The sequence below is a fragment of the Streptomyces sp. NPDC001002 genome (assembly GCF_053599215.1).
On the sequence record NZ_JBSFLV010000090.1, the window covers coordinates 1 to 22,823 of the forward strand.

Here is a 22,823-nt window from a genome sequence, read left to right on the forward strand (position 1 = left end):
AGAAGTGGACCGCCCCCGCCAGCGGAGGCGGCACCACTCCTTCCGGCTTCGTGGTGAGTGAGGCGCAGTTCAACCAGATCTTCCCGAGCAGGAACTCGTTCTACAGCTACAGCGGCCTGACCGCCGCCCTGTCGGCCTACCCGGGCTTCGCGAACACCGGCTCGGACACCACCAAGAAGCAGGAGGCCGCCGCCTTCCTGGCCAACGTCAGCCACGAGACGGGCGGGTTGGTGTACGTGGTGGAGCAGAACACCGCCAACTACCCGACGTACTGCGACTGGAGCCAGTCCTACGGCTGCCCGGCCGGACAGGCCGCCTACTACGGGCGCGGTCCCATCCAGCTGTCCTGGAACTTCAACTACAAGGCCGCCGGTGACGCGTTGGGCATCGACCTGCTCAACAACCCCTGGCTGGTGCAGAACGACTCGGCCGTGGCCTGGAAGACCGGACTTTGGTACTGGAACACCCAGACCGGCCCCGGCACCATGACCCCCCACAACGCCATGGTCAACGGCGCCGGCTTCGGCCAGACCATCCGCTCCATCAACGGCTCCCTCGAATGCGACGGCCGCAACCCCGCCCAGGTCCAAAGCCGCGTGGACGCCTACAACCGCATCACCTCCATCCTCGGGGTCACCCCCGGCAGCAACCTCTACTGCTGACGTTCGTACGCGCGACAAGGAAGCAAGATGAACAAGCTGAGATCTCTCGCCCAGGTCCTCCTCGGCACGGTCGGCGCGATGACGCTCGTCGTGGCGATCCCGGCCAGCGCCCACGCAAGCGTGCTGACCCTGCTCCCCCAGAACGCCGACGGCCTGGAGCAGACCTTCTCCCCGGCCTACGACTACGACGGAGACGGCTGCTACGCGACCGCCGCCATCGGTGCCGACGGCACGCTCAACCCCGGTCTGAAGCTCGGCGGCGACGTCAACGGGCACTGCCACGACTACGCCCAACTGGCCAACGCCAACACGTACTCGCGCGAGAAGTGCAACAACGACTGGTGCGCCGTGATGTACGCCAGTTACTTCGAGAAGGACCAGGCCACCCTCGGTCCGGCCGCGATCGGGCACACGCACGACTGGGAACACGTCATCGTGTGGATCAACAACAACGAGGTCAAGTACGTGTCGGCGTCGCAGCACAGCAGCTACGCGACGTCCGCCGCCTCCTCGATCCGGTTCGACGGCACCCACCCGAAGATCGTGTACCACAAGGACGGTGCTTCCACGCACTGCTTCCGCTTCGCCAACAGCAACGACGAGCCGGCGGAGAACGCCACGGGCAACTGGTTCTACCCGCGCCTGGTCGGCTGGAACGGCTACCCGGCCGGGTTCCGCGACAAGCTCATGAGCGCCGACTTCGGCTCGGCCACGCTCAAGATCGACGACGGCGACTTCCAGTACAACCTCAACTACGCGAAGCCCGCGGGGATCCCCTTCGACCCGTACGCGTGAACCACCCATGACAGAGGGGCCGGGGTTCCACACCCCGGCCCCTCTGTCGTTCCCGTCCCGCGCGAACGTCTCCTGCGCGCACGTGTCCTACGCGGAAGCCGCCTGCACCGTGGGCTCCCCCGCGCCGACCTCCGACCGCGCGGTGTTCTTGCGCACCAGCAGGAGCGTGACCAGCGCGCCGACCAGGGAGGCGCAGCCGCAGATCACCACGCCCAGCGCCATGCCGTGACCGAGCGCGGCCTGAGCGGCGGCGCGGGCGCTGTCGCTGCCCGCGTTCACCACCGCGAGCGGACCAGCCGCCGCCTCCATACCGGCGTCCGCTCCGCTGAGCTTGCCCACCAGGACCGAGGACGCGGCACTCATCGCGACGGTGCTGATGACCGCAGGGCCGAGTGCCTGCCCGAACTCCCGCACCAGGCTGGTCGCTCCGCTGGCCATGCCGGTCATGTTGATCGGTACGGCGTTCACGGCGGCGGACGTCAGCGAGGAGACCACGCAGATGAAGCCGACGCCGAGCAGCAGCACCGGGCCGATGAAGGCCGCGAGGGACGTGGTGGTGATGGGCAGCGCGGCGATCCAGAACTGTCCTGCGGCCATCGGCAGCAGACCGCCCATCAGGAGCCGGCGCGGCTCGACCCGGGTGAGCATCCGGCTCAGTACGGGGGCGAGCAGGAGCGGGATCAGCTGGAGGATCACGAACGGCATTCCGGCCCTGAGCGGGCTCAGGTGCATGACGGCGCCGAGCCGGATGGAGACGCAGTACGCGGTGCCGATGAAGCCGAACATGCCGGCCAGGGCGACGACGGCCGCGGCGGCGAACGACGGAATCCTCAGCAGGTCCAGGTTGAACATCGGGGACGCCGCCCGCTTCTCGGCGACGAAGAAGCCGGCCAGGGCCACGGCTGCCAGGGTGAGCGAGCCGACGATGGCCGCGCTGCCCCAGCCGCGGTCGCCGCCCTCGATGATGCCCCACAGCAGGGCGGTGAGGCCGATGGCGATGGTGATCTGGCCGGGCCAGTCGAGCGTGCGGCCCTCGGGCGCCTTGGAGTCGGTGACCAGGTACCAGCAGGTGATGCCGACGGCCAGTCCGAGGACGACCGGTGGGACGAACGCCCAGCGGAAGTCGGCGACCGTGGCGAGCACGCCGGAGGACAGCGGGCCGAGCGCCGAGGCGAGGGAGATGCTCAACGCCCAGGTCGAGACCGCCTTCGCGCGATCCTTCTCGTCGGGAGTGGCGGCGGCGATCACGGCGAGGGAGCTGGGGAAGAGCGCGGCGGCGCCGACACCGGCGAGGGCCTGGCCGATCCACAGCATCGTGATGTTCTGGGAGGTGGCGTTGAGGAGTTCACCGAGCGCGAGGATGAACCCGCCCAGCACCAGGAGACGTTTGCGGCCGAAGAGGTCACCGAGCACGCCGAAATTCAGCTCAAGAATCGCGGTGGGCAGAATGAACGCGGACGTGACCCAGGCGACCTGGGAGCCCGAGGCGCCGAAAGCCGCCTGAATGTTGCCGTTGATCGGCGAGGGCACGGTAATGCACAGCTGTGCCGCGGCCACCGCGAGACAGCACGCTATGAGCGTCCCTTTGTCGAGCTTTTTCAAGGAGATCGATTCCGTCATCGCGGTGCCCTCACTCTGCGTTCTTCGCTACGGGTTCGAATTTCTCTATGAGTTCGATGAGATTTCCCTCGGGGTCACTGACCCAGGCCATGCGGACCCCGGGTTCGGGAGAGGGTCCGGGTTTCATGACCTCACCGGCTCCGTGGGCCGCCAAGGCCGCGTAGACCGGGTCGAGTTCGGGGGTGGTGACCGCGAAGTGCCCGTATCCCTCGGTGAGGGCGGCGGTCAGGGCGTCGGGTGCCCGTGGGCCAGGTGTGGATCCGGGACGGGCGAGGAGTTCGATCCGCCAGCCCCGCGGGTGTTCCAGGACGATGCCGCGGAGGCCGGGTTCTTCGAGGTGGAACTCGAAGACGGGCGTCAGCCCGAAGGCCTCCCGGTACCAGCGGGTCTGGGCGGCGAAGTCGCGTACGTTGACGCCCACATGGTCGAGTCGGCAGGTCACGGCCGCTCAGCCCGCCATCGCGCTGTCGCCGCCGTCGACCATGAGGTCGGCGCCGTTGACGAAGGCCGCCTCGTCGGAGCAGAGGAAGGCCGCGGCCCGCGCGATGTCCTCGGGTTCGCCGACCCGGCCGACCGGGATCCGCGCTTCCAGGGCGGCCTTCGGCCCGTCCGGGTCGTCGAGGAAGGGCGCGGTGGCCGAGGTGCGGGTCATGCCGGGGGCGATGGTGTTGACGCGGATGTGGTGCGGGGCGCCGGCCGCGCACAGATGCTTGCTCATCGCCAGCACCCCGCCCTTGGCGGCGCCGTGCGGCACCATCGGCATGAACGGGGCGCCCCGGACGGCGGCCACGGAGGCCACGTTGAGGACGGCGCCGCCGCCGCGCGCGATCAGATGCGGCCAGGCCGCCTGCGTACAGAAGTAGGGAATGTCCAGCTCGTTGCGGAGGGTGAAGTACCAGTCCTCGGCCGGCATTGTCTCGAACGGGCCGTTCCGCAGCGCGGAGGCGTTGTTGTAGAGGATGTCGAGCCCGCCGAAGGCCGCGATGCCGGCCTGGATCCACTCCCGCGCCCCGGCCTGTGTGGAGAGATCGACCGGCTCCAGCGAGCGCATCACTCCGCCGGCCTTCTCGACGAGTTCCACCGTTTCGGCCGCGCTGTCCTCGTCGATGTCGCAGCCGAATACGGTGGCGCCCTCAGCGGCGAATACCAGGGCCGCGGCCCGGCCTATTCCGGCCCCCGTTCCACTGATGAAAGCGATTTTCCCGGCCAGTCGACCCATGATTGCCCAAGTCCCTTGTCCAAGCCCGCCGGAGTGCGGTGGTGGCAGCGTAGGTAGGGGGTTGGGCCGGAACAAGAAATAGGTCGGCGAAAGGGCATCGGGGGTTCGTATGGCTGGTATGCGGCGCGGAGCCGGGGACGTGCGGTTGGATGGTCGTCATGACCACCGACGAGCAGGCCCGGTTGATGCGGGCCAACCAGGCGAACTGGGACGCCCGCACGCCCGTCCATCTCGCGAGCCGCTTCTACGGCCTCGACCAGGACCTCGATCCGGCCCGCTGGTTCGGCGCCTTCGAGTGGGCGGACCTCGGCGAACTGGCCGGCCAGGACGTGCTCCATCTCCAGTGCCACCTCGGCACGGAGACGATCGCCTTCGCGCAGCGCGGCGCACGGGCCACCGGGCTCGACTTCTCGGCCGCGTCGGTGGCGGCCGCCCGCGACATCGCGGCGAAGGCCGGGCTTGACGTGGAGTATGTGCAGGCGAACGTGTACGACGCCGTGGAGGCCCTGGACGGGCGGCAGTTCGACGTCGTGTACACCGGCAAGGGGGCGCTGTGCTACCTGCCGGACCTGACGCGCTGGGCCGACGTACTGGCCCAACTCCTGCGCCCCGGTGGGCGGTTGTACATCTGCGAGTTCCACCCGCTGCTCAACTCGCTCGGCCCGAAGCCGGGTCCGGGCGAGGGCCCCGAGCTGCTGCTGCGCCACGACTACCTCGGCGGGGCCGGCGCCGTGCACCGCGACGGCACGCACACGTACACCGACGGCCCGGCGCTCGCGGAATCCACCGACAGTTACGAGTGGATGCACGGAATAAGCGAGGTCATCAACGCGTTGACGGGTGCAGGACTGAAGATCCAGCGCCTGACGGAGAGCGACGAGCTGCCGTGGCTGCGCTGGCCGCACATGGTCCGCACCGCCTCCGGCTGGTGGCGCCTGACAGAGCCCAGGATTCCGCTCCTGTACGGCCTGCTCGCCATCCGCTGACGGCTCAGACCGCCGAGGACCGTGTGCTACGGTCTTCCCAGCACTTGTGTACGCCCCCTTTCGGGCGCCGGTGCCAGTTCCCTTTCAGTTCGCCGAACCGCCGCCGTTTCCAGGTCGGCACATCGGCTTTCCAGCACCACTTCGTGACCGGCACAGCTGTGTCGTACCCCGAGGTGCTGTTTCTCTCGCCGCCGAAGGCGCACGTCCGCCTTCCCTCTCGCGGCATCCCCTTCCTTCGCATGCCACATGCCAGCCGTCCTCGAAAGGACACACCATCATGACCACCACACTCGAACACCCCCCGGTCAAGCAAGAACCCACGACCCAGGTCGCCGTCGGCGTCCTCGACATCGACACGAACGGGAAGGGGCACCTGCGCGCCGAGAGCCTGCAGCCCTCCCCGTCCGACCCCGCGGTCTCCCCCGCCCTGATCCGCCGTCACGGTCTACGCAAGGGCGATCTCGTGGAAGGCGTGCGCGACAACCGACGCGCCCTCACCGAGGTCGTACGGATCGACGGGCGCACACCCTCCGAACTGCGCGGACGCCGCAACTTCCGTGACCTCACCCCCCTGCACCCGCAGGAGCGGCTCCGCCTCGAACACCCGGCGTCCGGCCTCACCGGCCGTGTCGCCGACCTGATCGCCCCCGTCGGCAAGGGCCAGCGCGGGCTGATCGTGGCCCCGCCCAAGACCGGCAAGACCGTACTGCTCCAGCAGATCGCGGCCGCCGTCGCGGGCAACCACCCCGAAGCCCGGCTGATGGTCGTGCTGCTCGACGAACGCCCCGAGGAAGTCACCGACATGCGGCGCTCCGTGCGCGGCGAGGTGTACGCCTCGACCTTCGACCGGCCCGCCAAGCAGCACATCGCGCTCGCCGAGCTGGTCATCGAGCGGGCCAAGCGGCTCGTCGAGGCAGGTGAGGACGTCGTCATCCTGCTCGACTCCCTGACCCGGCTGTGCCGGGCGCACAACAACGCGGCCGCCTCCGGTGGCCGTACCCTCAGCGGCGGTGTCGACGCGACCGCGCTGCTCGGCCCCAAGCGGTTCTTCGGCGCCGCCCGGCTGGCCGAGGAGGGCGGCTCGCTCACCATCCTCGCCACCGCGCTGGTGGAGACCGGCTCCCGTGCCGACGACTACTTCTTCGAGGAGCTCAAGAGCACCGGCAACATGGAGCTGCGGCTGAGCCGCGAGCTCGCCTCCCGGCGCGTCTTCCCGGCCGTCGACATCAACCCGTCCGGCACCCGCCGCGAGGAACTCCTGCTGTCCCCGGCCGAGTTGAACACCATGCACGGCCTGCGGCGCGCACTCCAGACGCGGGACGGCCAGGGCAGCCTGGAGACCTTGCTGGAGCGGCTGCGGGACACCCCGGACAACGCGACCTTCCTGCGTCGCATCCAGCCGACGCTGCCCACCGGCTGACCGAAGCCGGTCGTCCGGATCGGCTCGGCTCGGCGACCTGACGTGCGGCATCCGGGTTGCACGCACGTGCCCATCGGCCGAGGCAGCGCGGTCGGCGCACGGTCCGTTCCTACGGTGGCCGGTATGACTATCGGATTCTCTTCCCGGGCCGGGGTCACGACCTGCGCGCTCTGTGTGGCGGGCGTCCTGGCCTTCGCGCCCCTCGCCTCAGCCGTGGCCGCGGAACCCGCGCCACCCGGCGACCCAGGGGCGGCGGCCGTACAGCCCTCCCTGCTCTACCGCTCCGGCGTCCAGGCCAGACCTCACCGCGGAGCCCCCGGCCCGCCGGACCTCTCGGCGCTCTCCTGGCTGGTGGCCGACGCCGGCACCGGCGAGGTGCTCGCCGCGCACGACGCGCACCGCAGGCTGCCGCCCGCCAGCACCCTCAAGACCCTCTTCGCCCTCACCGTGCTGCCCGCCCTGCCCGGCGGCATCCGGCACAAGGTCAAGGAGGAGGAGCTGGCGGGCATCGGCGCGGGCAGCAGCCTGGTCGGCGTCGCCGAGGGCCGTACGTACCGGATCGCCGATCTCTGGCGCGGGGTCTTCCTCAACTCGGGCAACGACGCCGTGCACGTCCTGGCCGCGCTCAACGGCGGCTGGCGTACGACGGCCGTGCGAATGCAGGCCAAGGCCCGCGCCCTCGGCGCCCGCGACACCCACGTCCGCTCACCCGACGGCTACGACACCCCGGGCCAGGTGTCGTCGGCGTACGACCTGGCCGTCTTCGGTCGGGCCGGGCTGCGCAACGCCGACTTCGCGCGGTACTGCGGCACGGCCGAGGCGCGCTTCCCGGGCGGGGGCGGCTGGTCGTACGGGATCCAGAACACCAACCGGCTGCTGACCGGCGCGGACGGCGTGGAGGCGTATCCGGGGCTGATCGGCGTCAAGAACGGCTACACCAGCAACGCGGGCAACACGCTCGTCGCGGCTGCCAGGCACGGCGGGCGCACGCTGGTCGCCACGGTGATGAACCCCCAGGCGGGCGGTGGTTTCGCGGTCTACGAAGAGGCCCGCGAGCTGCTCGACTGGGGGTTCGCCGCGGCCGGGCGGGTCGATCCGGTGGGCTCGCTGGACGCGCTGCGGGCCCGACCGAGGCCGGGTCCCGAGGCCCAGCCGGTGGCGGCCGCGGTCGCGCCGGACGACGGGCCCGGCTGGGCCGAGACCTGGGCCGTCTCCGGGGCCGCAGCCCTGGGCGCGGTCGCGGTGGCGCTCGTACTGCGCGTCAAGGGAGGACCGGCCAGGGGCGGCCGGGTCAGGGGCGCGCGGTCGGGACGGCGCTGACCGGCCGGCAGCCACAGGAGCAGGCCGAGGGTGATCCAGGTGTAGGTGTTGCTGCCGAGGAATCCGTCGATGCCGGACGCGTCGTTGAACCACAGCCACACCACACTGGTGCACAGCACCGCGTACAGGGCGCCCGCAATCCGCGGGTGCCCGGTACGGATCAGTACGGCGAAGGACGGCAGCAGCCACACCAGGTGGTGCACCCAGGTGATCGGGCTGACCAGGCACGCGGCAAGACCGGTGAGCGCGAACGCGGCCGTCCAGTCGCCGGCCGCGACCGCCCGCCGGGTACGCACCGCCCAGACGCCGAGGACCAGCAGGACCGCCAGCGCCCAGACCGGGCGGCCCTCGATGCCGAGCCGGGCCAGGATGCCTTGCAGCGACTGGTTGGAGACGTAGTCGAGGCGGCCCACCCGGCTGGTGTCCCACAGCGCGACGGTCCAGTAGAACCGTGAGGCGCCCGGGTCTACCCAGGCGGCGAGCGCGGTGGCCGCCCCCGCGACGGCCGTGGCGACGGCGGCGGCGCGCCAGCGGCGGGCTAGCAGGAGCAGGCCGATGAAGAGCGCGGGCGTCAGCTTGATCGCGGCGGCCAGACCGATGCCGACACCGGCCCGGTTCCCCCGCCCGGTGCGCAGCAGCCACGCGTCCCACAGGACGAGCCCCAGCAGCAGCAGGTTGACCTGCCCGAAGCTGAAGGTGTCCCGGATCGGCTCGAACAGGGCCAGCAGACAGGCGCCCAGGGCACACCCGTACCACCCGTAGCGCCGCCACGCGCCCTCGGTCACGATGTGCACGATCAGTGCCAGGGCGGCCAGGTTGAGCAGGAACGACAGCACGATCGCGGTGCGCAGGCCGACGAGGGCCATGGGGAGCATGCCGACGGCGGCGAACGGCGGGTAGGTGAAGCCGTAGTCCGTGCCGGGCACGCGGTAGTCGTAGATGCGCCCGCCGTGGTGCACCCAGCCGTTGACGGCGCCGTAGTAGACGCGCAGGTCGAACCAGTCGCGCAGCAGCGGGACGGTCGCGGTGAAGGCCACGACGGCGGCGGCGAGGGCGAGGACCAGCAGCACTCTGCCGCGGTCCGTGCGGGGGCGTCTCATACGGCACGTCCCAGGGCCGGGGCCTGTGCCGCCTGGTGGGCCTGCCACAGCACGACGACGGCGAGCACTCCGCCGGAGACGGCGAGGACCAGCTGTCCGGTGTCCGCGGCGCTGCCGCTCGGCAGGGTGGCGAGCGCGAGCACTCCGGTGACGGCGGCCACCCGCTGCCGTACGGAGGTGGTGGGTGCGGCGGCGGCTATCAGGAAGAGGCCCCACAGCGCGTACCAGGGGCGGATCGCGGGGCCGAAGGCGGCGACCGTGGCGAGGCTGAGGCCGAGCGCGTACACCGGGCGCGGGCGCAGCCGCCACCATATGGCCGCGATCAGGATTCCGGTGATCGCGAGGCCGAGCATGTGCCAGGCGGGGACTGCGAGCGGAGCCAGGTCGCTGCCGACGTGCTCAAGAAGGGCGCCCGTGGCGCGGCCCAGGAGGCTGGTGAGGGCCCAGTTGTGCGAGGAGACCGGTGTGTCGAGGGCGCCTATCCAGCCGTATCCGGTGCCGGCCGCGGCCGTCATGGCGACCGTGGTGGCCCCGGCGGCCAGGACCGTCGTCAAGGTGGCCTTCGCTGGGCTGTGACCGGCCCGTATCTGGAGCAGGATGACCGCGGCGAGCCCGAGCGCCGCAGGGGCCTTCACCAGCGCGGCGAGCGTCACGAACACGGCGCCCAGCACCGGCCAGCGGCCGAGGGCCGCGACCAGGCCGACGCCGAGGAGGCCCAGCATGATGGCGTCGTTGTGGGCGCCCGCGATCAGGTGCAGCAGGACGAGCGGGTTGAGGCAGCCGAGCCAGAGGGCGGCGGACGGGTCGGCGCCGCTGTGCCGGGCGAGGCGGGGCAGCGCGGCGGCCATCAGGGCCACGCCGAGCAGGGCCACGAGCCGCATTCCGAAGAGGCCCGCGGGGATCTCGCCTCGGGTCAGTCCGGACAGCACGGAGGCGAGGCCGAGGAAGACCGGGCCGTAGGGGGCGCCGGTCTGCTGCCACAGCGGGGCGACCTCGTCGGCGAGCGGCCCGCCGAGCTGGGCGGGTCCGTGTGCGTACACGTCCATGTGGGCGTCGACCATGGCGCCCTGGGCGAGGTAGCTGTACACGTCCCGGCTGAACAGCGGCGGCGCGAGCAGCAGCGGGGCGGCCCAGACCGCGAGGACGAGCAACAGGGCGCGCGGGGACGGCGGTTCGGCACTGCGGACCAGCCGCCCGAGCAGCACCCAGGCGGCTATCAGCAGGACGACGCCGAAGTAGACGCCGACCAGGCCGACGGCGACACGGACGTTGGCGGGGGTCAGCAGGTCCTGGACCGGCAGAGCACCGGCTGTCTCGCCTCCCAACGCGAGGAAGGCGGTTCCGGCCAGGCCGAGGACCTGACAGCGGCGGAGATCGACGGGGAAAGCCATGGCCAACACTCGGAAAGCGTGTCAACGCCGTATGGCCGGAAGGCGACACGCCGCTCTCCTGTCGGGGACCTGTGTGTGTCCGGCGTGTGATCCGGCCGTGGAACCGATGAGTTTCCCGGGCCCGACCGGTCTTCCTGATATCCGACACTCGCAGAACGGACGTGACGACGATGCCCAGCAGCTCCGCATACGCCAAGGTCAACGGCCTGGAGATGTACTACGAGACCCACGGCGACGACGACGGCACGCGCCGACCGCTGGTGCTGCTGCACGGCGGCGTCCTCACCGTCGATCTGTCCTTCGGCGCCCTGCTGCCCACGCTCGCCGAGGGGCGCCGGATCGTGGCCCCCGAGCTCCAGGGCCACGGCCACACGGCGGACACCGACCGGCCGATCACGCTGCCGAACCTGGCCTCCGACGTCGTGGCCCTCCTCGACGAACTCGGCATCGCCCAGGCCGACTTCGTGGGCTTCAGCCTCGGCGGCCTGACCGCGCTGCACCTCGCCGTCGACCACCCCGAGCGCGTCGGCCGACTCGTCCTGGCCGCCACCCACTTCGCCCAGGACGGCTACTACGAGGACGTCCGCACCCCCGACTACAGCTCGCCGCGGCTGCCCAGCGAGGCGGACTTCCAGGAGATGGCCGACGCCTACGCCGCTGTCGCACCGGACCCCGGGCACTTCCAGGAGTTCCTCGCCAGGACCTCGACCGCGGCGCACGCCCCGCTGCCCTGGACCGCCGACGACCTGCGCACGGTGACGGCGCCGACGCTGCTCGTCATCGGGGACACCGATTTCGTCCGCGTCGAGCACGCGGCGGAGATGCAACGACTGATCCCCCGGGCGCAGTTGGCGGTTCTCCCCGCCACCACGCACATGGCCCTGATGCGCCAAGCACCCCTGCTGCTGCCGATGTTGGAGGCGTTCCTCGACGAGGACGCCCAGCGACTCCACTAGCGCAGCGCGGGGTCAGAACACCGACACCCCGGTCAACGTCGTGAACCGGTCCAGGGCCACCACGCCCGCCACCGAGTTGCCGCGCTCGTCGAGCCCCGGACTCCACACGCACAACGTGCACCGCCCCGGCACGATGGCGATGATGCCGCCGCCGACACCACTCTTGCCGGGCAGCCCGACCCGGTAGGCGAACTCGCCCGCCGCGTCGTACGTCCCGCACGTCAGCATCACCGCGTTGACCTGCTTGGCCTGCGTGAGGGTGAGCAGCCGGGTGCCGTCGGCGCGGCTGCCGTGCCGGGCCAGGAAGCCGGCGGCGAGAGCGAGGTCGGCACAGGAGGCCCGCACCGAGCACTGCATGAAGTACTGCTCCAGCAGGACCGGCACGGGGTTGTCGATGTTGCCGTACGACGCCATGAAGTGGGCGAGCGCGGCGTTGCGGTCCCCGTTCGCGGACTCGGAGGCGGCGACGTCCAGGTCGAAGTCGAGGTCCGGATTGCCGCTTTCGGTGCGCAGGAAGGTCAGCAGTTCGCCCGACGCGTCGCCGGTACGGGTCTGGAGGCGGTCGGTGACGACGAGCGCGCCCGCGTTGATGAACGGGTTGCGCGGGATGCCGTTCTCGTACTCCAGCTGGATCAGGGAGTTGAAGGGGTTGCCGGAGGGCTCGCGGCCCACGTGCTCCCAGAGTTCGTCACCCTCGCGGGCCAGGTCCAGGGCGAGGGTGAAGACCTTGGTGATGGACTGCGTGGAGAACGGCTCGCGCCAGTCCCCCACGCCGTACACCGTGCCGTCCAGCTCCGCGACCGCCATGCCGAAGCGGCGCGGGTCGCAGGCCGCGAGGGCCGGGATGTAGTCGGCGGGCCGGCCGCGGCCGGGGGTGCGCTCCATCTCCTCGGCGATGCGCTCCAGGACCGGCGCGAAGGTCTGCGACGACGTCATGATCACCATTGTGCCTCCGTGCCGGTCGGGGCGCGCATCCGCAGGTCAGGCAGGAGATGAACTGCCACCGCTGCCCGCGAGGACCTCGGGCCGCAGCAGATCGGCGAGGGCCGCGGCGGGCAACAGCCCCTTCTCCAGAACCAGTTCGGCCACTCCCCGGCCGGTGACCAGGGCCTCCTTGGCGATGTCGGTGGCGGCCGTGTACCCGATGTGCGGGTTGAGGGCGGTCACGAGCCCGATGGAGTTCTCGACACTCGCCCGCAGCGCCTCGGTGTTCGCCGTGATCCCGTCCACGCACCGCTCGGCCAGGGTCAGACAGGCGGCCCGCAGATGCGTGATGCTCTCCGACAGCGAGTGCAGGATGATCGGCTCGAAGGCGTTGAGCTGGAGCTGCCCGGCCTCGGCGGCCATGGTGATGGTGACGTCGTTGCCGATCACCTCGAAGGCGACCTGGTTGACGACCTCAGGAATGACGGGATTGACCTTGCCGGGCATGATGCTCGAACCGGCCTGCACCGGCGGCAGATTGATCTCCCCGAGCCCGGCACGCGGCCCGGACGACAGCAGCCGCAGGTCGTTGCAGCTCTTCGACAGCTTGACGGCGACCCGCTTCAGCACGCCCGACATCTGCACGAACGCACCGCAGTCCTGGGTGGCCTCGACCAGGTTGGCCGCGGTGACGAGCGGCAGCCCGGTGATCTCCGAGAGATGCCGCCGGGCCGCCTCCGCATACCCCGCGGGAGCGTTGAGCCCGGTCCCGATGGCCGTGGCCCCCAGGTTGATCTCATGGATCAACTGGACAGCCTCGTCAAGACGTTGACGATCCTCGTCAATCATGACGGCGTACGCCGAGAACTCTTGACCGAGCGTCATGGGCACCGCGTCCTGCAACTGTGTACGGCCCATCTTGAGCACGTCACGGAACTCGACGGCCTTACGGGCGAACGAGTCCTGCAGTACAGACATTGATTCCAGCAGTCCGTGCACGGCGAAGACCGTGGCGATCTTGACCGCGGTCGGATACACGTCATTGGTCGACTGACCGAGGTTGACGTCCTCGTTGGGATGCAGGTGCTGATACTCACCCTTGGCATGCCCCAGCAACTCCAACGCCCGGTTGGCGACAACCTCGTTGGCGTTCATGTTGGTCGAGGTCCCGGCCCCGCCCTGCACGACGTCCACGACGAACTGCTCATGCAGCTTCCCGTCCCGAATCTCCCGACAGGCGGCAACGATCGCGGCGGCCTTAGCGGGCGCCAGCAACCCGAGCTCCTCATTGGCGAGAGCGGCGGCTTCCTTGACTGCGGCGAGGGCGTCGATCAGATGCGGGTAGGCGGAGATCGGCGTACCGGTGATAGGGAAATTCTCCGTCGCACGCAGGGTGTGAACACCCCAGTACGCATCGAGGGGAACGTCCCGATCCCCGAGCAGATCGTGTTCGCGGCGGGTGAAGACGTTCATGGGCGTGCGGGCCCTCCTTCTGACGAGGTGAGTGAGAGCGCCCCTTTAGGGGCGCGGGGAACTGCGCGACCAGCCACAACGAACCCGCAGATCCCCACAACCGATCTAGGCACAAGCGGACAACGGCGACACCGGGTCCAACGAACGCACGACCCGCACACAACCCACCGGCTCGCCGCCCCCAAGCAACGGCTCACCCGCAAACTCGGCGAGCAGACCCGGATCCACGCCGGCCCGCGCAAGCGAAGCCGCCGCCACAGGAACCCGCGCCCGATTCGCCCCGTCCGAGATCTTCACGGCCACGGCCCGCCCATCCGGAAGCGCGGCAACCTCAACCCCCTCGAAGCCGTCCTTGGCCAGCAGCCCAGGAACGGCCCGCATCAACGCGGCCACGTCCCGCCCGCTCCCGGACGCCATCTCCGCATGCTCACGCATCGCGTCCGCGACCCGCGCCTCGGGTGTACCGGGCGCCGCGGTGACGACGCGCGACACGGCCCGGGCGAGCCCGTGGAGAGAGATGGAGAACAGAGGAGCCCCGCACCCGTCCACGCTCACCCGGGCGATCCGCTGCCCGGTGAGATCCTCGACGATCTCCGCGATCGCCTGCTGCAACGGATGCCCGGGGTCGAGATAGTCGTCCAGGGACCAGCCATTGAGCCGGCAGGTGTACAGCATGGCCGCGTGCTTGCCGGAGCAGTTCTGGGCGAGCCGGGACGGCGGTCGTCCCTCGCGCACCCAGGTGTCCCGGACGACCGGGTCGAAGGGCAGGTCGGGGACGTTGCGCAGGTCGCCCTCGGTGAGCCCGGCGAGTTCGAGGATGCGCCGGGTCCCGGCGAGGTGGCGTTCCTCGCCGGAGTGGCTGGCGGCGGCGAGCGAGAGCAGCTCGCCGTCGAGCGGCAGCCCGGCGCGCACCATGGCGACCGCCTGCACGGGCTTGAGCGCCGAGCGCGGGTAGAACGCGGCCTCGATGTCGCCGAGCTGGAACTGGACCTTGCCGTCGGTGTCGAGGACGGCGACGGAGCCGTAGTGGATGCCCTCGATCATTCCGTCGCGTACGAGGTGGGCGACGGGTGCGTGAAGGGGTTCACGGAGAAGGGGTGGGTCCGCGAGGGGGCTGCTGTACATCTCTGCCTGTCGGGGTTCGGACGGCGTGGGTCTCACGCGTCGGGTTCGGTGGTGGCCATGCGCGCCAGTCGACGGCGGACGGCGAACCATCCGGCGACCAGCGCGGCAGCGATCAGCGGGAGGCACAACACGGTGGTGCGGCCCACGCCGCCGTCGGCGTACATGAGGACCAGGACGGCGGCGAGGAAGGCCAGCGTCACGAGTTCGGTCCAGGGGGAGCCCGGAAGTCGGTAGTCGGGGCGGGTCAGTTCGCCCTTCTCGGTCTTCTGCCAGAAGAGCAGGTGACAGAGCATGATCATGCCCCAGGTGGAGAGGATGCCGATCGCGGCGAAGTTGAGCACGATCTCGAACGCGTCCGCGGGGACCACGAAGTTGAGGGCCACGCCGAGCACGCACATGCCGCTGGTCAGCAGGATTCCGCCGTACGGAACCTGGGTTCGGCTCATCCGGGCGGTGAACTTCGGCGCGGAGCCGTTGACCGCCATGGAGCGCAGGATGCGACCCGTGGAGTACAGGCCGGAGTTGAGCGAGGACATGGCCGCGGTGAGGACGACGAGGTTCATCACGCCGCCGGCCGCCGGGACGCCGATGTTGGAGAGCACGGTCACGAAGGGGCTCTGGCCGGCGCTGTACTTGTTCCAGGGCAGCAGCATCGAGAGCAGGAGGACCGAGCCGACGTAGAAGAGGCCGACGCGCCACATGATCGAGTTGATCGCCTTCGGCATGATCTCCTCGGGGTTCTCGGTCTCGCCCGCGGCGACGCCGACCAACTCGACGGAGGCGTAGGCGAAGACGACGCCCTGAATGACCAGGAGCATCGGCAGGACCCCGCTCGGGAAGATGCCGCCGTTGCCGGTGATCAGCGCCGGGCCGGGGCTGTGGCCGTCGACCTGGTGCTGGGTGACCAGCAGGAAGATGCCGATCAACATGAACGCCACGAGCGCGCCCACCTTGACGATGGCGAACCAGAACTCCATCTCGCCGAACATCCGCACCGAGACGAGGTTCACGGTGAGGACGACGGCGAGCGCGATCAGGGCGATCACCCACTGCGGGATGTCGGAGAACATGCCCCAGTAGTGGGTGTAGACGGCCACCGCGGTGATGTCGGCGATGCCGGTGGTGGCCCAGTTCAGGAAGTACATCCAGCCGGCGACGTAGGCGCCCTTCTCGCCGAGGAACTCACGGGCGTACGACACGAAGGCGCCGGACGAGGGGCGGTACAGGACGAGTTCGCCCAGCGCGCGCACGACCAGGAAGGCGACGAGGCCGCAGACGGCATAGGCGATGAAGAGGGAGGGGCCGGCGTCGGCGAGGCGGCCGCCGGCGCCGAGGAAGAGGCCGGTGCCGATCGCACCGCCGATGGCGATCATGTTGATGTGCCGGGACTTGAGGGTCTTGCTGTAGCCCTCGTCTCCGGCGTCGACATGGCCGGAACGTTTCTGCACGCCGTCGTGCAGCGACTGCTCGCTCAAGGACTGCTCGCTCACGCCTCGGGTCCGCCTTCCGTGGGGGTGTCCGCGCGCGTGGCGCGCACGATGTCGGTGAGGGTCGTCTCGACGCGGTCGAGGTGGTGGGCCATGGCCTCCACGGCGTCGAGTTCGGAACCGTCGACCAGCGCTTCGACGATGGCCCGGTGCTCGCGGTTGGACTGCTCGCGGCGCCCGCCCAGTTCGTTCAGGAAGGCCGACTGACGGGCCAGCGCGTCCCGGATCTCCTCGATCACCCGGCGGAAGACCGGGTTCTGGGCGGCCTGGGCGACGGCGAGGTGGAAGAGCGTGTCGAGGGCGACCCACGAGGTGGTGTCGGTCTCCCGCTCCATCCGGTCCAGCAGATGCGTGAGGTGGTCGAGGTCCTCGTGCGTGCGGCGCCTGGCCGCGTAGCCCGCGACCGGGATCTCGACGTGCCTGCGCACCTCCAGCAGGTCGCTGGCCGCGTAGTCGCCGAAGGTGGGGTCCTCGACCGTGGTGGCGACGACGAAGGTGCCCTTGCCCGTCTTGGAGACGGTCAGGCCCATGGTCTGCAGGGCCCGCAGGGCCTCGCGCAGCACGGGCCTGCTGACCTCCAGGGTGCGGCACAGCTCCGCCTCGGAGGGCAGCTTGTCCCCCACCCCGTACTCGCCTCCCTCGATGGCCGCGCGCAGGTGTCCGAGCACCGCCTCCATGGCGCTGATGCGCCGGGGGCCGCCCTGACTGGCTGTCTGGCTGTCTGACAGGTTCACGGGTGCGATCCTCCGGGTGGCGGGTGGGGGCTGTCAAGGGAAGCGAGAGGTGAAATGCGCGGGGCGTGACGCCTTGGAGCGGCGTCACGCCCTGTGGCGACCGAACGACCGCTCAACTGCGGTCAGTCAACTGTTGAGGGTCAACCCTCGCGGATCAACTGTTGATCGCGCCCGTGCTCAGCAGCCCCAGCAGCAGGACGCCGACGATGATCCGGTAGATCACGAAGGCGTTGAAGGAGTGCTTGGCGACGAACTTCAGCAGCCAGGCGATGGACCCGTAGGCGACGACGAAGGAGACGACCGTGCCGACGATCAGCGGCGCGGCACCCACCCCCGTGCCCAGGGCGTCCTTGAGCTCGTAGATGCCGGCGCCGGTCAGGGCGGGGATGCCGAGGAAGAAGGAGAGCCGGGTGGCGGCGACGCGGTCCAGGTCGAGGATCAGGGCCGTGGACATGGTGGCGCCGGAGCGGGAGAAGCCGGGGAAGAGCAGGGCGAGGATCTGCGAACCGCCCACCAGCATCGCGTCCTTGAACGTGGTGTCGTCCTCACCGCGCTTGTGCCGGCCCATCTGGTCCGCCGCCCACATCACGCCACTGCCGACGATCAGCGAGCCCGCGACCACCCACAGGGAGGCGAGCGGCCCCTCGATGAGCGGCTTGGCGGCGAGACCCACGATGACGATCGGGATCGTCGCGGCGATCACCCACCACGCGAACTTGTAGTCGTGGTGGTACCGCTCCTCCTTGTCGACCAGCCCACGGCCCCACGCGGACATGATCCGCACGATGTCCTTGAAGAAGTACACGAGCACGGCGGCGATCGCGCCGACCTGGATGACGGCCGAGAACCCGACGACGGCGTCGTCGTCCACGGGGATGTTCATCAGCCCCTCGGTGATCTTCAGATGCCCGGTCGAGGAGACGGGGAGGAACTCGGTCACCCCCTCGACCACTCCGAGGACGACGGCCTGACCGACATTGATGACGCTCATGGAATCCAGTTCTGAGGAGTTGGTCGACAGTGCTGTAGACAGTCTTACTACGCCCGAGTGAGGTCGCCGGCCTAACCCCAGAGGGCCTGAGCGACCGAAACCCCGACAAATGCCGCGCCGAGGCCTGCCATCACACTGCCCACGACGTTGGCGGCAGCGTAGAGCCCCGCACCGGTCTCGGTGAGCCTCAGGGTCTCGTACGAGAAGGTCGAGTACGTCGTCAGGGCCCCGCACAGGCCGGTGCCCAGGAGGAGTTGCAGATGGGCGCTCGCGGCCCCGGCGGTCGCGGCGCCGGTGAGCGTGCCGAGGATCAGGCAGCCGCACACGTTCACCGCGAAGGTGCCCCAGGGGAAGACCGAGTCGTGCCGGGACTGCACCGCGCGGTCGGTGAGATAGCGCAGCGGCGCGCCGACCACGGCACCCAGCACGACGAGCAGCCAGTTCACAACGACTTCTTACCCTTCGTGTCCGATTCGCCGGGCCCGCGGTCACGGCCGACGTACCTGATGACCTCGCAGTCGTCGAGGATCACCAGCCCTTCGTCGACGAGTTCGTCGAGCTGCGGCAGGAAGGCCCGCACCCGCTCCTCGGTGTCGACCACGATGATCGCGACGGGCAGGTCCTCGCTCAGGGACAGCAGCCGCGAGGTGTGGATCCGGGAGGAGGCGCCGAAGCCCTCTATGCCGCGGAAGACGCTGGCACCGGCGAGTCCGGCCGCGTGCGCGCGGTGCACGATCTCCGAGTAGAGGGGCTTGCGGTGCCAGGTGTCGTTCTCTCCGACGAAGACGGTCAGGCGCAGGGCGCCGCCGGTCAGCCTCGTCATCGGTGCCTCCACTTCAGGGCGCGGCGGGCCGCCGTCGCGGCGAGCCACACCGCCGTGAGCGCCGCGAGCAGGGTCGCGGCGAGGTAGGCCAGACCCGTGCGGGGATGGCCGGCGTCGACGAGTTTCTGGATGTCGACGGCGTACGTCGAGAAGGTGGTGAAGCCGCCGAGCACGCCGGTGCCGAAGAACGGGCGGAGCAGGCGGCGGGTGGTCCAGATCTCGGTGACGAGCACCATGAACACGCCTATGACGGCGCAGCCGACGACGTTCGTCCAGAAGGTCGCCCAGGGGAATCCGCCGGGCTGGGCGGGCCACCACAGGGCGAGTGCGTAGCGGGCCGTCGCACCGATCGCGCCGCCGAGGGCGACCATCGCGACGATGGGGGTCTGGCCCCGCCAGTCGGCCCGGCGACGGGTCTCGGGGCGGGTGCGCAGGCTCTCGGCTTCCGGGGCTGTCATGGTCGTACGTCTCCTACTCGCCTGGGCCCGGGCATGCGGGCACCGCTCGTTCGCAAGTAGGGACCGTTGGCGGCAGCGCTGCCGCGGTTCGGGTACGGCGGGCCCCACCGCCGCGCCGCGGGACGTGCCCGCGACCGGGCATCAGGTTAACGCCCGGGCGGGACCGTGGTCACTTCGGGACCGGCGGCTCGCACACCGCGATGCCGCGCTCCCAGAGGCTGCCCAGGACCAGGTGTCCGGCGGCCTCGCACACGCTGGTCACCATGCGGAAGCCGGAGTGACGGCGGGCGAGGTGGTGGACGGTGGTGCCGGTGTCGTCGATCGCGAGGGCGCCGATCGTACCGGTGGGGCGGAAGGGGGCGCGGACGGCGATGCGGGCGGCGCGGGCACGGACGGTGGGGGCCGCGCGGTGCAGCAGGTCCAGGGGTGGGATGCGGGGGCCGGCCAGGGACACCCAGATCGGGCCGTCGGGGCCGCCGCGCCAGAGGTTGTCGGGCATGCCCGGGAGGTTCTCGGCGAAGGGTTCGGAGCGACCCGCCTTCGCGCCGGTGAGCCAGTAGCGGGTCAGGCGGCGGGCGCCGGTCTCGGCGACGACCAGAAAGGATTCGTCGGCGCTCAGCGCGAGGCCGTTGGCGAACTGCAGCCCCTCCAGCAGCACTTCGGGGGTCTCCGTGCCCGGCGCGAGGCGCAACAGGCGGCCGGTTCCGGTGTGTTCGACGAGGTCGCCGATCCACTGGTCGAGGGGATAGCGGCGGCTGGAGACGGTGAAGCAGACGCTCCCGTCGGCAAGCGCGACGACATTGCTGCAGAACCGCAGCGGCTCCCCCAGCACCGAGTCGGCGAGGATGCGTACGACCCCGTCGGTCAGGTCGACGCGCAGCAGGCCGAGTTCGGCGTCGCACACCAACAGGGAGCCGTCCGGGAGGAGTTCGAGGCCGAGCGGTCTGCCGCCGGTCTCCGCGAGGACCTCGACGCGGGCCTCGGCGGAGTCCGCCAGGCCGTCGACGCGCAGGATGCGGCCGTCCTCGACGCCCGTGATGACACGGCCGCGCGAGTCGGCGACCACGTCCTCGGGGCCCCGGCCGCCGATGTCGACGTAGCGGAGCGGGACGAGTGGCGTGGGTCGGTCCATGTGCGTCTGCCCTTCGGAGAGTTCGCCGGCCGGGCTCGCGAACGGCCTCCGTCGGCGCGCCCGTTCGCGGCTACCAGCCTTTCTCAAACATGCGCGCGACCTCGGCGATCCGCATCTCGTCGCGCCGGTAGTAGGTGCGCCGGCGGATCCTGCGGGTGCGCACCAGGCCGAGGGCCGCGAGCAGGCCGAGGTGGGTGTCGGCGACCTTGCGGGGCACGCCGAGCTTCGCCGCGACGGCCTGCGCGGTCACGCCGTCCTCGGCGCGGTCGCCGTGCGGCTGCGGCGGGAAGTTGGCGACCGGGTCCTTCAGCCACTCCAGGATGCCCAGACGCAGTTCACTGACCGGAGTCCTCAACATCTCGTCCTCCTCCCGGACGGACCGCCGCATACCGCGCGTCTTCCCACTCTCCCGCAGTCGGGGCCGCCGTGTCCGGGACTCGGCGAGCCTTGTCCGGGACCGGGCGGCCCGGACGGCCCTCAGCCGTCCCCGCCCGGCCCCGGAAAAGCGGCGGGGGCCCGGCCGCTCCCCTGCGACCGAGCCCCCTCCTCGTGGTTCAGCGGTGGCTGAACCACGCCATCGCCGGGAGCGCCCTGTCGTCGTATCCGAACAGGGCCTGGTTCTCCCAGCCGTTGCCTGAGGTGGAGTCGGCCGGGTCCCAGCCGTTGCCGGTGACCGCGGTCCAGGTCGCCTCCCAGTAGAAGACGCCGAGGCCGCGGCCGTTCGGGACCGCCTCCACGATGTTGGCCACCGCGTTCATCCACGCCAGCTGCCCGGCGGTGGTGGCCGGGTAGCCGGTGACGAGTTCGCCGGTGGTGTCGATCTGGTTGCCGAGGGAGTCGTCGCTGTCGAGCCGGAAGGGGTAGGCCGTCTCGGCGATGAACACGGGCTTGGCGTAGCGGGCTGCCACGTCGTCGAGGGTGGTCTGCGCGGCGGCGAGCGAGCCGTGCCAGTACCCGTAGTACGACAGCCCGATCACGTCGTAATTGATCCCGTACGTCCTGGCGCTGTCGAACCACCAGCGCACGGTGGCGTCGTCACCGGCGTTGGCGAGATGCAGTGCGACCTGTGTGCTCGACGAGACCGCCTTGACCGCGCTGTAGCCGGAGTTGATCAACCCGGCGAGCTGCGACCAGTTGCCGGTGGAGCCGTCGGACCACAGCATGCCGCCGTTGATCTCGTTGCCGACCTGCACCATGTCGGCCGTCGTGCCCTGCGCCTTGAGCGCGTTGAGCACGTCGAAGGTGTGGTTGTAGACGTCGGTCTTCAGCTGGCTGTACGAGTGGGCGGCCCAGGCTGCAGGCTTGGTCTGCTTGCCCGGGTCGGCCCAGGTGTCCGAGTAGTGGAAGTCGACCAGCAGCTTCATGCCGGCCGCCTTGACGCGTTTGGCGACGGCGAGCACGTGCGCCTTGTCGTTGTAGCCGTCGGCCGGGTTGACCCACACCTTGAGGCGCGCGTAGTTCATGCCGGCGTTCTTGAGGATGGTGACCGCGTCCCCGGTGGTGCCCGAACTGGTCTTGTAGACACCGCCCTTGGCCTCGCTCTTAGCGAGGGAGGAGATGTCGGAACCCTTGATCGACAGTCCGGTCGAACCGGACGTGAAGGTCAGGTCGTCAACATTGATCCAGTTGCCCGCGTTCGCGTCACTGTTGATGCTGATGGTGCACTGGTTGTTCGTCACGTTGATCGACGTGACGATGCGGACCCAACTGCTGATGGACACCGGCAGATCGGTGCGCTGGTCCGCACTGCCGCAGTTCTTCAATGCCAGGTAGGCGGAGTTCTGCCCGCCGCCGGAGCGCACCCACGCGGTGAGCGTGTAGGCGCCGTTGGTCAGACCCGACAGGTACTGGTAGGTCTCCACCTTGTAGGCGGCGGCCGAGTACTGGGACAGGCGGTAACTCCCGCCGTGGCCACCGGACTCGGTGTAGGAGGCGCCGGCGTCGCCGTACTCGGACCAGCCGGTCGGCGCGGCCGTGGCCGCCCCGTCGGACTCGAAGCCGCCGTTGGTCAGCGTGCTCGCCGCCGTCGCGGTCTGGGCGGGCAGGGCGGTGAGGGCGAGCCCGGCCACGAGCGGCAGCAGCAGGGCCCTGAGAGTGCGTCTGGGATGGAACATCGTCGTCCGTCGTCCCTTCGACATGCATGGGGATGGGGGTGCCCGCACGGCCGGCCCGGGTTCGGGGAGGAGCCGGTGTGCGAGATCCCCTCC

The 22,823-nt window shown here is 70.3% G+C and carries 22 protein-coding genes and 1 pseudogene; 6 read left to right on the forward strand and 17 right to left on the reverse strand.

Translation table 11 applies throughout. The annotated features are described in order from the left end of the window. Both ACWDR3_RS32295 and ACWDR3_RS32300 read left to right on the forward strand, forming a co-directional pair. Window positions 1–662, forward strand: a 662-nt coding sequence (locus ACWDR3_RS32295) for a chitinase (RefSeq protein ID WP_450356093.1), incomplete at its 5' end; no start/stop codon positions are given. Window positions 663–689: 27 nt separating this feature from the next. Beyond that, window positions 690–1,457 carry an NPP1 family protein gene (locus ACWDR3_RS32300; protein WP_450356094.1) on the forward strand — a complete coding sequence of 256 codons (768 nt, stop codon included), beginning with the start codon at window positions 690–692 and terminating at the stop codon, window positions 1,455–1,457. Window positions 1,458–1,544: 87 nt separating this feature from the next. On the opposite strand, the gene ACWDR3_RS32305 is transcribed toward ACWDR3_RS32300, so the two are convergent. Genes ACWDR3_RS32305 through ACWDR3_RS32315 form a run of 3 tightly spaced genes read right to left on the reverse strand, consistent with a single transcriptional unit; the run spans window position 1,545 to window position 4,296 of the window. Beyond that, a complete protein-coding gene (locus tag ACWDR3_RS32305; protein WP_450356095.1) occupies window positions 1,545–3,059 on the reverse strand; it encodes an MFS transporter in 1,515 nt (504 codons plus the stop codon). Between the two features lie 28 nt (window positions 3,060–3,087). Further along, window positions 3,088–3,519: a VOC family protein gene (locus ACWDR3_RS32310; protein WP_450356096.1), complete on the reverse strand. Its 432-nt coding sequence runs from the start codon at window positions 3,517–3,519 to the stop codon at window positions 3,088–3,090. A 6-nt stretch (window positions 3,520–3,525) separates the two neighbouring features. After that, entirely contained in the window at window positions 3,526–4,296 is a 771-nt protein-coding gene (locus ACWDR3_RS32315) for an SDR family NAD(P)-dependent oxidoreductase (RefSeq protein ID WP_450356097.1), read from the reverse strand. A 158-nt stretch (window positions 4,297–4,454) separates the two neighbouring features. Between ACWDR3_RS32315 and ACWDR3_RS32320 the strand changes: the two genes are divergently transcribed. The 3 genes and pseudogenes from ACWDR3_RS32320 to ACWDR3_RS32330 form a co-directional block, all read left to right on the forward strand. Then, window positions 4,455–5,282 carry a class I SAM-dependent methyltransferase gene (locus ACWDR3_RS32320; RefSeq protein ID WP_450356098.1) on the forward strand — a complete coding sequence of 276 codons (828 nt, stop codon included), beginning with the start codon at window positions 4,455–4,457 and terminating at the stop codon, window positions 5,280–5,282. A gap of 277 nt (window positions 5,283–5,559) precedes the next feature. After that, window positions 5,560–6,702, forward strand: a complete 1,143-nt coding sequence (rho, locus tag ACWDR3_RS32325) for a transcription termination factor Rho (protein WP_450356099.1) — start codon at window positions 5,560–5,562, stop codon at window positions 6,700–6,702. 123 nt (window positions 6,703–6,825) lie between these two features. Then, window positions 6,826–7,704: pseudogene (locus ACWDR3_RS32330) on the forward strand (D-alanyl-D-alanine carboxypeptidase family protein); the annotation flags it as partial. Between the two features lie 35 nt (window positions 7,705–7,739). Here ACWDR3_RS32330 and ACWDR3_RS32335 read toward each other — a convergent pair. Together ACWDR3_RS32335 and mptB are read right to left on the reverse strand one after the other, a co-directional pair. Then, entirely contained in the window at window positions 7,740–9,122 is a 1,383-nt protein-coding gene (locus ACWDR3_RS32335) for a glycosyltransferase 87 family protein (protein ID WP_450356100.1), read from the reverse strand. Further along, on the reverse strand, window positions 9,119–10,513 hold the full coding sequence (gene mptB / locus ACWDR3_RS32340; protein ID WP_450356101.1) for a polyprenol phosphomannose-dependent alpha 1,6 mannosyltransferase MptB: 1,395 nt from the start codon (window positions 10,511–10,513) through the stop codon (window positions 9,119–9,121). Before mptB ends, ACWDR3_RS32335 begins: the two co-directional genes overlap by 4 nt. A gap of 170 nt (window positions 10,514–10,683) precedes the next feature. Here mptB and ACWDR3_RS32345 point away from each other — a divergent pair, with 170 nt between their 5' ends. After that, entirely contained in the window at window positions 10,684–11,469 is a 786-nt protein-coding gene (locus tag ACWDR3_RS32345) for an alpha/beta fold hydrolase (RefSeq protein ID WP_450356102.1), read from the forward strand. A gap of 12 nt (window positions 11,470–11,481) precedes the next feature. Here ACWDR3_RS32345 and ACWDR3_RS32350 read toward each other — a convergent pair whose 3' ends face one another. The 12 genes from ACWDR3_RS32350 to ACWDR3_RS32405 form a co-directional block, all read right to left on the reverse strand. Next, window positions 11,482–12,414: a glutaminase gene (locus tag ACWDR3_RS32350; protein WP_450356103.1), complete on the reverse strand. Its 933-nt coding sequence runs from the start codon at window positions 12,412–12,414 to the stop codon at window positions 11,482–11,484. Between the two features lie 36 nt (window positions 12,415–12,450). Then, window positions 12,451–13,866: an aspartate ammonia-lyase gene (gene aspA / locus ACWDR3_RS32355; RefSeq protein ID WP_450356104.1), complete on the reverse strand. Its 1,416-nt coding sequence runs from the start codon at window positions 13,864–13,866 to the stop codon at window positions 12,451–12,453. Window positions 13,867–13,971: 105 nt separating this feature from the next. Further along, window positions 13,972–14,991 carry an asparaginase gene (locus ACWDR3_RS32360; RefSeq protein WP_450356105.1) on the reverse strand — a complete coding sequence of 340 codons (1,020 nt, stop codon included), beginning with the start codon at window positions 14,989–14,991 and terminating at the stop codon, window positions 13,972–13,974. A 32-nt stretch (window positions 14,992–15,023) separates the two neighbouring features. Then, window positions 15,024–16,466, reverse strand: coding sequence for an amino acid permease (locus ACWDR3_RS32365; RefSeq protein ID WP_450356127.1), 1,443 nt, complete (start codon window positions 16,464–16,466; stop codon window positions 15,024–15,026). 11 nt (window positions 16,467–16,477) lie between these two features. Further along, window positions 16,478–17,155: a FadR/GntR family transcriptional regulator gene (locus ACWDR3_RS32370; RefSeq protein WP_450356128.1), complete on the reverse strand. Its 678-nt coding sequence runs from the start codon at window positions 17,153–17,155 to the stop codon at window positions 16,478–16,480. A 211-nt stretch (window positions 17,156–17,366) separates the two neighbouring features. After that, window positions 17,367–18,203: an undecaprenyl-diphosphate phosphatase gene (locus ACWDR3_RS32375; RefSeq protein ID WP_450356106.1), complete on the reverse strand. Its 837-nt coding sequence runs from the start codon at window positions 18,201–18,203 to the stop codon at window positions 17,367–17,369. Window positions 18,204–18,274: 71 nt separating this feature from the next. Beyond that, window positions 18,275–18,649 carry a fluoride efflux transporter CrcB gene (crcB, locus tag ACWDR3_RS32380; protein WP_450356107.1) on the reverse strand — a complete coding sequence of 125 codons (375 nt, stop codon included), beginning with the start codon at window positions 18,647–18,649 and terminating at the stop codon, window positions 18,275–18,277. Then, on the reverse strand, window positions 18,646–19,026 hold the full coding sequence (locus tag ACWDR3_RS32385; RefSeq protein ID WP_450356108.1) for a DUF190 domain-containing protein: 381 nt from the start codon (window positions 19,024–19,026) through the stop codon (window positions 18,646–18,648). The genes crcB (ACWDR3_RS32380) and ACWDR3_RS32385 overlap by 4 nt, the downstream gene beginning before the upstream one ends. Then, window positions 19,023–19,484, reverse strand: a complete 462-nt coding sequence (gene crcB / locus ACWDR3_RS32390; RefSeq protein WP_450356109.1) for a fluoride efflux transporter CrcB — start codon at window positions 19,482–19,484, stop codon at window positions 19,023–19,025. The genes ACWDR3_RS32385 and crcB (ACWDR3_RS32390) overlap by 4 nt, the downstream gene beginning before the upstream one ends. Before the next feature lie 169 nt (window positions 19,485–19,653). Next, complete coding sequence (locus tag ACWDR3_RS32395) at window positions 19,654–20,616, reverse strand: SMP-30/gluconolactonase/LRE family protein (protein WP_450356110.1); 963 nt, start codon at window positions 20,614–20,616, stop codon at window positions 19,654–19,656. A gap of 70 nt (window positions 20,617–20,686) precedes the next feature. Then, on the reverse strand, window positions 20,687–20,974 hold the full coding sequence (locus tag ACWDR3_RS32400) for an ArsR family transcriptional regulator (protein WP_402354583.1): 288 nt from the start codon (window positions 20,972–20,974) through the stop codon (window positions 20,687–20,689). Between the two features lie 196 nt (window positions 20,975–21,170). Then, window positions 21,171–22,730: a glycosyl hydrolase 53 family protein gene (locus tag ACWDR3_RS32405; protein ID WP_450356111.1), complete on the reverse strand. Its 1,560-nt coding sequence runs from the start codon at window positions 22,728–22,730 to the stop codon at window positions 21,171–21,173. Window positions 22,731–22,823 lie beyond the last annotated feature (93 nt).

Excerpts from the sequence above, each read along its gene's own strand:
- rho (WP_450356099.1), top strand. The coding sequence starts at position 5,560 with ATGACCACCACACTCGAACACCCCCCGGTCAAGCAAGAACCCACGACC.
- ACWDR3_RS32375 (WP_450356106.1), bottom strand. The coding sequence starts at position 18,203 with ATGAGCGTCATCAATGTCGGTCAGGCCGTCGTCCTCGGAGTGGTCGAG.
- ACWDR3_RS32320 (WP_450356098.1), top strand. The coding sequence starts at position 4,455 with ATGACCACCGACGAGCAGGCCCGGTTGATGCGGGCCAACCAGGCGAAC.
- crcB (WP_450356109.1), bottom strand. The coding sequence starts at position 19,484 with ATGACAGCCCCGGAAGCCGAGAGCCTGCGCACCCGCCCCGAGACCCGT.
- ACWDR3_RS32350 (WP_450356103.1), bottom strand. The coding sequence starts at position 12,414 with ATGGTGATCATGACGTCGTCGCAGACCTTCGCGCCGGTCCTGGAGCGC.
- ACWDR3_RS32395 (WP_450356110.1), bottom strand. The coding sequence starts at position 20,616 with ATGGACCGACCCACGCCACTCGTCCCGCTCCGCTACGTCGACATCGGC.
- ACWDR3_RS32385 (WP_450356108.1), bottom strand. The coding sequence starts at position 19,026 with ATGACGAGGCTGACCGGCGGCGCCCTGCGCCTGACCGTCTTCGTCGGA.
- ACWDR3_RS32345 (WP_450356102.1), top strand. The coding sequence starts at position 10,684 with ATGCCCAGCAGCTCCGCATACGCCAAGGTCAACGGCCTGGAGATGTAC.
- aspA (WP_450356104.1), bottom strand. The coding sequence starts at position 13,866 with ATGAACGTCTTCACCCGCCGCGAACACGATCTGCTCGGGGATCGGGAC.
- ACWDR3_RS32335 (WP_450356100.1), bottom strand. The coding sequence starts at position 9,122 with ATGAGACGCCCCCGCACGGACCGCGGCAGAGTGCTGCTGGTCCTCGCC.
- mptB (WP_450356101.1), bottom strand. The coding sequence starts at position 10,513 with ATGGCTTTCCCCGTCGATCTCCGCCGCTGTCAGGTCCTCGGCCTGGCC.
- ACWDR3_RS32400 (WP_402354583.1), bottom strand. The coding sequence starts at position 20,974 with ATGTTGAGGACTCCGGTCAGTGAACTGCGTCTGGGCATCCTGGAGTGG.
- ACWDR3_RS32300 (WP_450356094.1), top strand. The coding sequence starts at position 690 with ATGAACAAGCTGAGATCTCTCGCCCAGGTCCTCCTCGGCACGGTCGGC.
- ACWDR3_RS32370 (WP_450356128.1), bottom strand. The coding sequence starts at position 17,155 with ATGGAGGCGGTGCTCGGACACCTGCGCGCGGCCATCGAGGGAGGCGAG.
- ACWDR3_RS32315 (WP_450356097.1), bottom strand. The coding sequence starts at position 4,296 with ATGGGTCGACTGGCCGGGAAAATCGCTTTCATCAGTGGAACGGGGGCC.
- ACWDR3_RS32405 (WP_450356111.1), bottom strand. The coding sequence starts at position 22,730 with ATGTTCCATCCCAGACGCACTCTCAGGGCCCTGCTGCTGCCGCTCGTG.
- ACWDR3_RS32360 (WP_450356105.1), bottom strand. The coding sequence starts at position 14,991 with ATGTACAGCAGCCCCCTCGCGGACCCACCCCTTCTCCGTGAACCCCTT.